Source organism: Pseudomonas sp. St290 (assembly GCF_018325805.1).
Taxonomy (GTDB): domain Bacteria; phylum Pseudomonadota; class Gammaproteobacteria; order Pseudomonadales; family Pseudomonadaceae; genus Aquipseudomonas; species Aquipseudomonas bijieensis.
Map to the genome: position 1 here is coordinate 26,678 of NZ_AP014703.1, position 12,654 is coordinate 39,331.

The following is a 12,654-nucleotide window of genomic DNA, read 5'->3' on the forward strand; positions in this document are numbered from 1 at the left end:
AAGCGCCTGCTCTCGGCGCCTGCCAGCGAATGGCCGGCTCATGGTTTATTGGCCGCGAGGCCTTATTTTCTAGAAAAATGCACAACCAGTTTGTCGCCCACGGTTTGCAGGACCTGAACCAGCACCAGCAGCAACACCACCGTGACCACCATCACATCGGTCTGGAAACGCTGGTAACCAAAACGGATCGCCAGGTCGCCCAAACCACCGGCACCGACTACACCGGCCATGGCCGTGTAGGACACCAGCGTAATCGCTGTCACCGTAATCGCTGCAAAAATGCCTGGGCGGGCTTCCGGCAGCAAGGCGTTGACGATGATCTGCCGGGTGGTCGCGCCCATGGCCTGGGTCGCTTCGATGATGCCGCGATCGACTTCGCGCAAGGCGGTTTCCACCAACCGCGCAAAGAACGGTGTCGCGCCGACCACCAGCGGCGGGATCGCGCCGGCCACGCCCAGGGAGGTGCCGGTGATCAATACCGTGAACGGGATCATCACGATCAACAGGATGATGAACGGCAGCGAACGCAGGATGTTGACGATGAGCGACAGCAGCGCATAAACGCCGCGGGCTTCGAGCAACTGGCGCGGGCTGCACAGGAACAGCAACACGCCCAGCGGCAGGCCGAGCAGCACGGTAAACAACAGCGAACCGAACAGCATCAGGAAGGTGTCGCCCGTCGCCAGCCAGATTTCCAGCCAGTCGATGTTGGAGAAGAACGAACTCAACAGTTCCATTAGCGCAGCACCTCCATGTGGACATCGGCCGCGGTGAAGCGGGCAAACGCCGCCTCCATGTCACCGCCGGTGATGGCGAGGGTCAGTTGCCCGTAGGGGGTGTCTTTGATGCGGTCGATGCGGCCGGCCAGGATGCTGTAGTCCACGCCGGTTTCCCGGGCGATGGTGCCGAGCAATGGCGCGTAGGTCGCGTCGCCCTGGAAGGTCAGACGCACGATGCGCCCGGGCACGTGGGCGAAATCGTCGCGCTGTTCGCTTTCGTCGATTTGCTCGTCTTCCTGGACGAAACGCTTGGTGGTCGGGTGCTTGGGGTGCAGGAACACCTCGGCCACCGGGCCTTGCTCGACGATCACGCCAGCGTCCATCACCGCTACTTGATCGCAGACGCGGCGGATCACGTCCATTTCATGGGTGATCAGCACGATGGTCAGCTTCAGCTCACGGTTGATTTCCGCCAGCAGTTGCAGCACCGAGGCGGTGGTCTGCGGGTCGAGGGCACTGGTGGCCTCGTCGCACAGCAAGATCTTCGGCTTGGTCGCCAGGGCGCGGGCGATGCCGACGCGCTGCTTCTGGCCGCCGGACAATTGCGCCGGGTACTTGCGGGCGTGGTCGGACAGCCCGACCCGCGCCAGCAACTCGGCCACTCGGCGGTCAATGTCGCTGCGGGACAGTTCGCCCGCGAGCGTCAGTGGCAGCGCGACGTTGTCGGCCACGGTCTTGGACGCCAGCAGGTTGAAGTGCTGGAAAATCATCCCGACCTGCTGCCGGAAACGCCGCAGGCCGCTGGCGTCCAGGGCGGTGACTTCTTCGCCGTCGACGATGATCTTGCCGCCTGTGGAATCTTCCAGGCGATTGATCAGGCGCAGCAGGGTACTTTTTCCCGCACCGGAATGGCCGATCAAGCCGAAGACCTGACCGTTCTCAATCGTCAGACTGGTCGGATGCAGGGCGGGGATATCCCTACCGGCGACCCGGTAGGTTTTATAAACGTTTTGAAACTCGATCACGTAGCGAACCTTGTGGGGCGCGTTGGAAAAGGGTCAGCGGTTAGCCGGGCGCGCATTTTAGCCTGTCCGTATAGAGGTTCTTAGCATTTATTTGCGATCGGACCTGTCATTTGGCAATAACGCGATCAAAGGCCATAAAAAAGGAACACAGCCAAACGGCATCGGTCACTCATTAAGCAACTCGAAAATGCCCAGGTACCGACCTGCGGTATCGAACTCAAGAGTCCTGGCCACGGCGGGGATCGCAAAGAGGAGTTATGCCTGATGAGTACCGAAAAGCCCACGGTCAACAAGAGCCAACTGGCCGGGACCGACACGCTGGATCGCGGCAACACCAACGCCAAGCTCGAGAGCCTGGAACGGTTTCGCTCCGACGCCACCGAACAAGCATTGCGCACCAATCAGGGCGTGAAGATCGCCGATAACCAGAACACCCTTCGCGTCGGCGCTCGCGGGCCTTCGCTGCTGGAAGACTTCATCATGCGTGAAAAAATCACGCACTTTGACCATGAGCGCATCCCGGAGCGCATCGTCCACGCTCGTGGTACCGGCGCCCATGGTTATTTTCAGACCTATGATGCGCACTCGGCCTTGACCAAAGCCGGTTTCCTACAAGATCCGAGTAAGAAAACCCCGGTGTTCGTGCGTTTTTCCACCGTGCAAGGGCCGCGGGGTTCCGGCGATACCGTGCGGGACGTGCGTGGCTTTGCGGTGAAGTTCTTTACCGACGAAGGCAACTTCGACCTGGTGGGCAACAACATGCCGGTGTTTTTCATCCAGGATGCGGTGAAGTTTCCAGACTTCGTCCACGCGGTGAAACCCGAACCGCACAATGAAATACCTACCGGCGGTTCGGCCCACGACACCTTCTGGGATTTCGTCTCGCTGGTGCCGGAATCGGCGCACATGGTGATCTGGGCGATGTCCGACCGGGCCATTCCGAAAAGCCTGCGCAGCATGCAGGGCTTTGGCGTGCACACCTTCCGCATGATCAACGCCGAAGGCAAAAGCAGCTTCGTCAAATTCCACTGGCGCCCTACAGTCGGCACCTGTTCATTGGTGTGGGACGAAGCCCAGAAACTGGCGGGTAAAGATACCGACTACCACCGTCGCGATCTCTGGGAATCGATCGAGATGGGCGACTACCCGGAATGGGAATTTGGTGTACAGATCGTTGCCGAGGAAGACGAGCACAAGTTCGATTTCGACCTGCTCGACCCGACCAAGATCATCCCTGAAGAACTGGTCCCCATCACGCCCCTGGGCAAGATGGTGCTGAACCGCAACCCGGACAACTTCTTCGCCGAAGTCGAGCAAGTTGCCTTCTGCCCCGGGCATATCGTGCCGGGCATCGACTTTTCCAACGACCCGTTGCTGCAGGGCCGGCTGTTTTCCTACACCGATACGCAAATCAGCCGACTCGGTGGGCCGAATTTTCATGAGCTGCCGATCAACCGGGCGATTACCCCGGTGCACAACGGCCAGCGTGACGGCATGCACCGCAGCACCATCGACAAGGGGCGCGCTTCCTACGAGCCGAACTCCATCGATGGCGGTTGGCCGAAAGAAACCCCGCCCGGCCCTGAGGACGGTGGCTTCGAAAGCTATCCAGAGCGCATCGACGCCTACAAGATCCGCCAACGCAGCGATTCGTTCGCCGACCATTTTTCCCAAGCGCGGTTGTTCTACAAGAGCATGAGCTCTCATGAGCAGGAGCACATCATCGCCGCCTACAGCTTCGAACTGGGCAAGGTGGAGCGGGAGTTCATCCGGGCGCGGCAGGTCAACGAAATCCTCGCCAACATCGATCTGGAACTGGCCGGACGGGTCGCGAAGAACCTCGGCTTGCCGGCACCCACCGCCGGCACCGTCGATGTACCGAAGCCTTCGCTGGAGCAGTCCCCGGCCTTGAGCCAGGCGAACCTGCTGTCCGGGGACATCAAGACCCGCAAGGTGGCGGTGCTGGTGGCCGACGGTGTCGATGGCGCGATCATCGATGCGCTCAAGCAAGCCCTGAAGGCTGAGGGCGCCCATGCCAAAGTACTTGGGCCGACTTCGGCGCCAGTGACTACGGCCGATGGGAAAAAGCTAGCGGTGGATGCGTCCATGGAAGGCTTGCCGTCGATTGCCTTTGACGCGGTGTTCGTACCGGGTGGCGCGGAGTCGATCAAGGCCTTGAGTCGCGACGGCGTGGCGTTGCATTACGTGCTGGAGGCCTACAAGCATCTGAAAGCCATTGGGCTTCATGGTGAGGCCCGGCAGTTGTTGGTGGAGTTGAAGCTGGAGGTGGATGCGGGGTTGATCGAAGACGCGGAGGCAAGCGGTTTTTCGCGGTTTTTTGCGGCGATTGCTCAGCATCGGGTTTGGGCGCGGGAGCCGAAGGCGAAGGCGGTTCCAGCTTGAGGGTTGTCTGAAAGAGATTGTTTGCTGGTAGGACGCTATCGCGAGCAGGCTCGCTCCCACATGGGGTTTTGTGATCGACACAAAATCACTGTGGGAGCGAGCCTGCTCGCGATGCTTTTTAAGGCTTACGCGGAGTTAGAACCATCTGCGCCGGCACGCTGCGCAAAATCTGCTTTTGCAACTTCAGGTCAAACCCAGGATCAAGTTTCTTGACCCGCTTGGTCAGCAATGTCGCCAACCACGGATAATCATCAGTACGCGGCGCCTGGATGCTGACCTCACACTGATAATTCACCACATCGGCGGCGATGGCATCCAGTTGCCGACGCATTTGCTGGATGTCGGCGAGGTTGAGCGCAACGGTGGTGCTGGGTGCGCTCGGATCGATCACTTTGGCGACCGGTTTGGCTTCGGCGGCCTGGAGGGCGGCCTCGGCTTTATCCAGCTCGGCCTTGCGGGCCTCGGCAATGGCGCTGTTGACCTCGCCGGTGAGCGCCGGGGCCTTGGGCATCAAGGCTCGGGCACGGCTCAGGGCCGTGGCGGCGGCGTTGACATCGCCTTTTTGCAGATCGATTTGGCTGCGACGCAAGTACGCCTCGGCCAGTTGCCGCTGGTAGGGTTCCAGCGACGGGTCTTCGGGCGACTGGGCTTGCAAGGCGGCCAACTGGTCTTCAGCGGTGGCCAGCTCATTGCTGGCCAGGCTTTGCTCGAGCTGCGCGATGGCCGGGCCCCGCGTATCGGGGGCCTGGGTGACCGGCGGTGTACTCTGGCAAGCGCCCAGCAGCAGGGAAAATGCGACAAGGAGCAGATAACGGGAGGCGAACGGCTTCATTCCTGCGACTCTCTATTTGCGCAAAAAGCGAGCAAGTCTACACCCCTCTACGAGGCAGGACAAAACTCAGCAGAAACAACGCAGCGGCGCTGACCACGATCGACGGGCCGGCCGGGGTGTCCTTGAACCACGACAACGCCAATCCACCGCACACCGCGAGCATGCCCAGCAGGCTCGCGCCCAGGGCCATTTGCTCCGGGGAGCGGGCGTGACGCTGTGCCGCAGCCGCCGGGATGATCAGCAATGAAGTGATCAGCAAGACACCGACGATCTTCATCGCCACCGCGATGACTACGGCAATCAGCAGCATCAGTGCCAGACGCAAACCCACCACCGGCAAGCCTTCGACGCGCGCCAGTTCCTCGTGCACGGTGACGGCCAGCAAGGGCCGCCAGAGCGCCACCAGCAACAACAGCACCGCCGCGCTGCCGCCGAGGATCCACGACAGGTCTGTCGGACTGATCGCCAACAGATCGCCGAACAGATAGGCCATCAGGTCAATTCGCACGTCATGCATGAAGCTTAGTACCACCAGCCCGAGGGACAGGGTGCTCGGCGCCAGAATGCCCAACAGTGTGTCGGACGCCAGCGGCTGGCGCTGTTGCAACGTCACCAACAACACCGCCAACAACAGGCAGCCAACGGTCACCGCCACCGCGGGGCTGACATCCAGCAGAAACCCCAGGGCCACGCCGAGCAACGCCGCGTGGGACAAGGTGTCGCCAAAATAAGCCATGCGCCGCCAGACCACGAACGAGCCCAAGGGGCCGGCCACCAGCGCCAGGGCCAGGCCTGCGAGCAGGGCGTACAACAGAAAATCAGCCATGCTTGCAGCCATCTCCATGAACATGATTGGAAGCAGAAGGGGCACTGACCACTGAACCATGCAGGTCGTGGGCGTGATCGTGGTGGTGGTGATAAATCGCCAGGCTTTGTGCGTTTTTTCCGAACAGCTCGACGAAGGCCGGATCGCCGCTGACCTGCTCGGGATGCCCGGAACAGCAGACATGGCGGTTGAGGCAGACCACCTGGTCGGTGGTGCTCATCACCAGGTGCAAATCGTGGGACACCATCAGCACGCCGCAGCCGTGGCGGTCGCGCAGGCGCGTGATCAGGCTGTACAGCTCGGCCTGCCCCGCTACATCGACACCTTGCACCGGTTCGTCGAGCACCAGCAGTTCAGGCTCGCGCAGCAGAGCGCGGGCCAGCAGCACGCGCTGCATTTCGCCACCGGAAACACTTTGTACCGGGCTGTCGATCACCTGTTCGGCGCCGACTTCGTTGAGGGCCGCCAAGGCCCGTGCGCGGTCCACGCCAGGCACCAGGCGCAGGAAGCGCAACACCGACAGCGGTAGCGTCGGGTCTACGTGGAGTTTTTGCGGCATGTAGCCGACCCGCAGCTTTGGCTTGCGCCAGACACTGCCGCTGTCGGGCTTGAGCAAACCGAGCACGGCGCGCACCAGCGTGGTCTTGCCGGCGCCGTTGGGGCCGATCAGGGTCACGATTTGCCCCGGCTCGACGCTCAGTTGGATGTTGTCCAGCACGCTCTGTCCGGCGAACGTCACGGCCACCTGCTCAAGGCGGATCAACGCATTGCTCATCAGGCCCCCTGGCAGCCGGAGCACAGACCGACCACTTCGACGGTCTGGGTATCGACCACGAAGCCGACTTCTTTGGCGCTGGCGATGATCGCATCGCTGATGGACTTCTGCTCCAGCTCGATGGCCGCATGGCATTCGCGGCAGATCAGGAACTGGCCTTGGTGGGCGTGCTCCGGATGGTTGCAGCCGACGAAGGCGTTCAGCGACGAAATGCGATGTACCAGGCCGTTTTCCAGGAGGAAATCCAGTGCCCGATAGACCGTCGGCGGCGCGGCGCGGCGGCCGTCCTGCTCGCTGAGCACGGCGAGGATGTCGTAGGCGCCCAGCGGCTTGTGGCTCTGCCAGACCAATTCCAACACGCGCCGACGCAAGGCGGTCAGGCGCAACCCCTGGCGCGCGCAGATGGCATCGGCCTCGGACAGCGCGCTGTGCACGCAGTGGGAGTGATCGTGGGGACGACTGGCAAGGGGTGTAATAGGCATGGGCAGCGACGAGTTTAGTGAGAGACGTTATTATGTTACCCGTTCTCGCCTCTACGAGTGGTCATCGTGTCCCGATTTTTTTCGCTCTTTGTCGTTTTTGTCGCAAGTTTTCTACTGATTGGCCCGGCCCAGGCCGACGTCAAGGTGCTCACCAGCATCAAGCCGTTACAGCTGATTGCCGCTGCGGTACAGGACGGCGTGGCGGTTCCGGAAGTGTTGCTGCCTCCCGGTGCTTCGCCGCATCACTATGCCTTGCGGCCATCCGACGTACGGAAGGTGCAGTCAGTGGACTTGCTGTACTGGATTGGGCCCGACATGGAAGGTTTCCTGCCGCGAGTGTTGAACGGTCGTACCCTGCCCTCCGTCGCGGTGCAGGATCTGCCGGGGCTCAAGTTGCGTCACTTCGCCCAGGACAGCGCCTCCCACGAGGACGATGATCATGACGGCGATGAACACGATCACGACCATCGCCCCGGCAGCGTGGATGCCCACTTGTGGCTCTCGCCGCTCAATGCGCGGGTGATCGCGGCGAAAATGGCGGCTGACCTGAGCGCGGCGGATCCGGCCAACGCTGCCCGCTATCAAAGCAACCTCAAGGGTTTCAACCAGCGTCTCGACGCCCTGGATACACGCTTGAAGGCGCGCCTGGCCGGGGTCGCGGGCAAGCCGTATTTCGTGTTCCACGAAGCGTTTGATTATTTCGAAGACAACTACGGCCTCAAGCACGCCGGGGTGTTCGCCGTGGCTGCCGAAGTCCAGCCCGGTGCCCAGCACGTGGCGGCGATGCGCACGCGCTTGCAAGCGGTGGGCAAGACCTGCGTGTTCAGCGAACCACCGCTGCGCCCGCGCCTGGCCGAAACCCTGGTGGCCGGGTTGCCGGTGAAGCTGGCGGAACTGGATGCACTGGGCGGCTATACCCCGGCGACGGCGCAGGGGTATGAGCAGTTGTTGGAGAAGTTGGGCAATGATTTGGCGGGGTGCCTGGAGTCGCTATAGCCTGCCAACGCAAAACCTGTGGCGAGGGGATTTATCCCCGCTGGGCTGCGCAGCAGCCCCTTGCTTTCGGTCTGATGAGCTGCGGCGGCAGATATTTCTTGAGGGCCGCTTCGCGCCCCAGCGGGGATAAATCCCCTCGCCACAAGAGCATTCAGATTCGCGCTTGCCTGCTGCTATAAAGCGAAAGGCAACTGTGCGTGAATCGTCTGCCGCTGCGCCAGCCGCTGCTGGAACTCCATCGGATCGTGAATCAACACATCCTGCCCGGCAAACGATTCGGCGGCGATCAACCGCGACAGCCAGAACCGCACGCACGCCACGCGCAGCATGGTCGGCCAGAGTTCGGCCTCGGCGGGAGTGAACGGTCGCAGCGCCGCATAGGCCCCCAGCAACGCCCGCGCCCGCGCGCCATCGAGCACACCGTCGTCGTCCGAGCACCAGTCGTTCAAGGCAATGGCGACGTCATACAGCATCGGCCCTGAGCAGGCGTTGTAGAAGTCGATCAACCCGGTCAGGTGCGTGCCTTCGAACATTGCATTGTCGCGGAACAGATCCGCATGGATGTTGGCCCGGGGCAGCGCCAGGATGCCTACCTTTTGCGACGAAATTTCGTCCAGCGCAACCTGAAGGAGCCTACGGGGCTCGGTATCGAGGTGCGACAGTAGCTTGGCGCCCTCCTCCTGCATCCAGTCCAGGCCGCGGTCGGTCTTGCGCTTGATCATGTTGTCTTTGGTCGCCAGGTGCAGGTGCGCCAGCAACTCGCCGACCTGGGCGCAATGTTGCGCGTTGGCCTGCTTGATGTGCTTGCCTGCCAGGCGCGGTTGCAACAGTGCCGGTTTGCCCGCCAGTTCCCGCAGTGCCACGCCGTCGGTGGTGCGCAAGGCATAAGGCACCGGCAGGTCGGCGTCATGCAGCACGTCCAGCAGTTCGATGAAGAACGGCATTTCCTGCACCGGGCCGCGCTCGACCAGGGTCAGGACGAATTCGCCCTGCTCCAGGCTGATGAAGAAATTGGTGTTTTCGCTGCCGGCGGCGATCCCCTGGAAATCAAGCAGACGGCCAAGCCCGTAAGGGGCGAGAAAGGTTTCCAGCTCGGGCCGAGCCAGGGGGGTGAACACAGACATGGTTAAAACTGCCAGTACGGGCGCCCTTCAGCGGGCGCCGGTTGAAGTCGCGAGCGGTATTACCACTCAAAGATTTTCCACGACGGAATCAGCATATCCGGCTGGTCCGAGCGGATGAAGTTTGCATCAGTGCCATCGGCGCGTACCAGGAAATAAGGCTTGCCGTTCTTGGGCGTGACCTTGATCGCGTACAAAAATCCGTTTTGCCGATACTCCTGAATGGTTCTATCACCTTCGGTGCGGATGGTGACGTCCGGGTCCGCCGAGGGGGCGTCATCCGCTGCCATGACGGCCAACGGTGTAATTGCAAACAAGCCAGCCAGTAACAGGCGATTTAGTGTACGCATGATAACCTTGTCCCTTTGTCGTCAACGGTCCCGCTATTCTAGCCCCGGACCCGCCGAAAAGGTTGATCCTGCTCATGAGCCAAGCCCCCCTCGTCCTGGTGGACGGTTCTTCTTATCTGTACCGCGCCTTTCACGCGCTGCCACCGCTGACCACCTCCAAAGGCCTGCCGACCGGTGCGGTCAAGGGCGTGCTGAACATGCTCAAGAGCCTGCGCAAGCAGTATCCGGACAGTCCGTTCGCGGTGGTGTTCGACGCCAAGGGTGGGACATTTCGCGATGCGCTGTACGCCGAATACAAGGCCAACCGCCCGAGCATGCCCGACGACATGCGCGTGCAGATCGAGCCGCTGCATGCCAGCGTCAAGGCCCTGGGCTTCCCGCTGCTGTGCGTGGACAACGTCGAGGCCGATGACGTAATCGGCACCCTGGCCCGCAGCAGCGCCGCGGCCGACCGCCCAGTGGTGATCTCCACCGGTGACAAGGACATGGCGCAGTTGGTCGATGGGCACATTACCTTGGTCAATACCATGACCGGTAGCGCCCTGGACGTGGCTGGCGTGAAGGAGAAGTTTGGCGTCGCTCCCGAGCAGATCATCGATTACCTGGCGTTGATGGGCGATTCGTCCGACAACATCCCGGGCGTCCCGGGCATCGGACCGAAGACCGCTTCCGGCCTGCTGGTGGGCGTCAATGGCGGCCTGACCGAGCTGTATGCGCAACTGGACATCGTCGCCACTTTGCCGATCCGTGGTGCCAAGACCCTGGCCGCCAAGCTTGAAGAGCACAAGGAAATGGCGTTCCTTTCCTATGAGCTGGCAACCATCAAGACCGACGTGCCGTTGGACGTCGGTCTCGACGACCTGCAAATGGGCACGCCAGATCACGAGAAACTGGCCGAGCTGTACACGTTGCTGGAGTTCAAGAGCTGGTTCGAAGAAAACCAGCGCGACGCCAAGCGTGCCGGCCAGGAGATCGTTGAAGTCAGCGACGAACAACCCGGCGCCGCCGAGGCCAAGTACGAAGTCATCCTCGATCAGGCGCGCTTCGATGCCTGGCTGGCCAAACTCGACAAAGTGCCGCTGTTCGCGTTCGTCACCGAAACCAACGGTAGCGACGCCCAGCATTCGCAACTGGTGGGATTGTCGTTCGCCGTTGCGCCGTTCGAGGCCGCCTACATCCCGCTGACCCACTCCTACATGGGCGTGCCGGAGCAACTGGACCGCGATGCGGTGCTCAAGGCCCTCAAGCCACTGCTGGAAAACCCGAACAAGCTCAAGGTCGGCCAGCACGCCAAGTTCGAAACCAATATCCTGGCCAACTGCGCCATCGGTGGCGACCAGGACAATGGCATCCTGGTCCAGGGCATCGCCTTCGACACCATGCTCGAATCCTACGTGCTGGACTCCACCGCGACCCGCCACGACATGGACAGCCTGGCGCTCAAGTACCTGGGCCAGAGCAAGACCGATTTCCAGGATATCGCCGGCAAAGGCGTCAAACAGCTGACCTTCGACCAGATCTCCCTGGAACTGGCCGGCCCTTACGCCGCCGAGGATGCGGACGTGACCTTGCGCCTGCACCAGGCCTTGCAGGAGAAGCTGGCGGCCACGCCGAGCCTGGGTAAAGTGCTCACTGAAATCGAAATGCCGTTGATGCCGGTCCTGGCGCGTATCGAGCGCCAGGGTGCGTTGGTCGATGCCAACCTGCTGGGCGTGCAGAGTGTCGAGTTGGGCGAGAAGCTGGTGGCCCTGGAGCGTGAGGCGTTTGCCATCGCCGGCGAGGAATTCAACCTGGGCTCGCCGAAGCAATTGGGTGTGATCCTCTACGAAAAACTCGGCTTGCCGGTGCTCAGCAAAACCGCCAAGGGCCAGGCGTCCACCGCCGAAGCGGTGCTCGCCGAGTTGGCGGAGCAGGATTACCCGCTGCCCAAGGTGCTGATGCAGTACCGCTCGCTGAGCAAGCTCAAGAGCACCTACACCGATCGCCTGCCGGAACAGATCAACAGCCGCACCGGTCGCGTTCATACCAATTATCAACAGGCCGTGGCCGCTACCGGGCGTCTGTCGTCCATCGACCCGAACCTGCAGAACATCCCGATTCGCACCGCCGAAGGTCGACGCATCCGCCAGGCCTTCATCGCGCCGAAAGGCTACAAGCTGTTGGCGGCGGACTACTCGCAGATCGAATTGCGGATCATGGCGCACCTGGCCAAGGATGAAGGCCTGCTCCATGCCTTCCGCAATAATCTGGATGTGCACCGGGCGACGGCGGCCGAGGTTTTTGGTGTCGAGCTGGAGGCAGTCACCCATGACCAGCGCCGCAGCGCCAAGGCAATCAACTTCGGTTTGATCTATGGCATGAGCGCGTTCGGCCTGGCCAAGCAGATTGGTGTCGATCGCAAGCAGTCCCAGGCCTACATCGACCGCTACTTCGCCCGCTACCCAGGTGTGCTGGCGTACATGGAGCGCACCCGCGCCCAGGCGGCCGAGCAAGGTTTTGTCGAAACCATTTTCGGCCGCCGGTTGTACCTGCCGGACATCAACGCGAAAAACCCGGCCCTGCGCAAAGGCGCCGAGCGTACCGCCATCAACGCGCCGATGCAGGGCACGGCGGCCGACATCATCAAGAAAGCCATGGTGGCGGTGGATCGCTGGCTGACCACGTCAGGGCTGGATGCCAAGGTTATCCTGCAGGTACACGACGAACTGGTGCTGGAAGTGCGGGAAGACCTGGTCGACCAGGTGCGCGAGGAAATCCGCCAGCACATGAGCGCCGCCGCCACCCTGGACGTGCCGCTGCTGGTGGAGGTGGGCGTGGGCAATAACTGGGACGAGGCGCACTGAGTCGTAACGGCTGGACTGAACGAACTGGGGATAGGGTGAGCCCTGTGGCGAGGGGATTTATCCCCGCTGGGCTGCGAAGCAGCCCTAAGACCTTTCACCTCAGTGTGTCAGCTGATTGCATTCGGCTTTTTGGGGGCTGCTGCGCAGCCCAGCGGGGATAAATCCCCTCGCCACAGTGAATCACCCGGTTTATTAGTTCGGAAACTTCCTAAGGCTATTTCCAAAAATAATCTGAACTAAACCGGTGAATTGCCACTCAGAGATTTTGAATGGCTGGTGAAG

11 protein-coding genes are annotated in these 12,654 nt (G+C 61.7%); 3 read left to right on the plus strand and 8 right to left on the minus strand.

Annotation, left to right across the window (positions count from 1 at the left end):
* Window positions 1–62: 62 nt before the first annotated feature.
* Window positions 63–737: a methionine ABC transporter permease gene (locus PBDP_RS00125; protein WP_003196204.1), complete on the minus strand. Its 675-nt coding sequence runs from the start codon at window positions 735–737 to the stop codon at window positions 63–65.
* On the minus strand, window positions 737–1,744 hold the full coding sequence (locus PBDP_RS00130; protein ID WP_109752851.1) for a methionine ABC transporter ATP-binding protein: 1,008 nt from the start codon (window positions 1,742–1,744) through the stop codon (window positions 737–739). The genes PBDP_RS00125 and PBDP_RS00130 overlap by 1 nt, the downstream gene beginning before the upstream one ends.
* A 210-nt stretch (window positions 1,745–1,954) precedes the next feature.
* Here PBDP_RS00130 and katE point away from each other — a divergent pair, with 210 nt between their 5' ends.
* Window positions 1,955–4,147 (plus strand): catalase HPII, encoded by a 2,193-nt coding sequence (gene katE, locus PBDP_RS00135; protein ID WP_212802466.1) that lies wholly within the window; start codon window positions 1,955–1,957, stop codon window positions 4,145–4,147.
* Between the two features lie 118 nt (window positions 4,148–4,265).
* On the opposite strand, the gene PBDP_RS00140 is transcribed toward katE, so the two are convergent.
* The 4 genes from PBDP_RS00140 to zur are packed head-to-tail and all read right to left on the minus strand — an operon-like array spanning window position 4,266 to window position 7,062.
* Window positions 4,266–4,979 (minus strand): PA5502 family lipoprotein, encoded by a 714-nt coding sequence (locus PBDP_RS00140; RefSeq protein WP_212801661.1) that lies wholly within the window; start codon window positions 4,977–4,979, stop codon window positions 4,266–4,268.
* 37 nt (window positions 4,980–5,016) lie between these two features.
* Window positions 5,017–5,805, minus strand: a complete 789-nt coding sequence (gene znuB / locus PBDP_RS00145) for a zinc ABC transporter permease subunit ZnuB (RefSeq protein WP_109752854.1) — start codon at window positions 5,803–5,805, stop codon at window positions 5,017–5,019.
* Complete coding sequence (znuC, locus tag PBDP_RS00150) at window positions 5,798–6,580, minus strand: zinc ABC transporter ATP-binding protein ZnuC (RefSeq protein ID WP_109752855.1); 783 nt, start codon at window positions 6,578–6,580, stop codon at window positions 5,798–5,800. The genes znuB and znuC overlap by 8 nt, the downstream gene beginning before the upstream one ends.
* Window positions 6,580–7,062 carry a zinc uptake transcriptional repressor Zur gene (zur, locus tag PBDP_RS00155; protein ID WP_109752856.1) on the minus strand — a complete coding sequence of 161 codons (483 nt, stop codon included), beginning with the start codon at window positions 7,060–7,062 and terminating at the stop codon, window positions 6,580–6,582. Before zur ends, znuC begins: the two co-directional genes overlap by 1 nt.
* A 66-nt stretch (window positions 7,063–7,128) precedes the next feature.
* On the opposite strand from zur, the gene znuA reads away from it, so the two are divergent.
* Window positions 7,129–8,058: a zinc ABC transporter substrate-binding protein ZnuA gene (gene znuA, locus PBDP_RS00160; RefSeq protein ID WP_109752857.1), complete on the plus strand. Its 930-nt coding sequence runs from the start codon at window positions 7,129–7,131 to the stop codon at window positions 8,056–8,058.
* A 173-nt stretch (window positions 8,059–8,231) separates the two neighbouring features.
* Here the strand turns inward: znuA and PBDP_RS00165 are convergent, their stop codons facing one another.
* A complete protein-coding gene (locus PBDP_RS00165) occupies window positions 8,232–9,182 on the minus strand; it encodes a homoserine kinase (protein WP_212801662.1) in 951 nt (316 codons plus the stop codon).
* Between the two features lie 59 nt (window positions 9,183–9,241).
* Window positions 9,242–9,529, minus strand: coding sequence for a DUF2782 domain-containing protein (locus PBDP_RS00170; protein WP_014335817.1), 288 nt, complete (start codon window positions 9,527–9,529; stop codon window positions 9,242–9,244).
* Window positions 9,530–9,603: 74 nt separating this feature from the next.
* Here PBDP_RS00170 and polA point away from each other — a divergent pair, with 74 nt between their 5' ends.
* On the plus strand, window positions 9,604–12,372 hold the full coding sequence (polA, locus tag PBDP_RS00175; protein ID WP_212801663.1) for a DNA polymerase I: 2,769 nt from the start codon (window positions 9,604–9,606) through the stop codon (window positions 12,370–12,372).
* Window positions 12,373–12,654 lie beyond the last annotated feature (282 nt).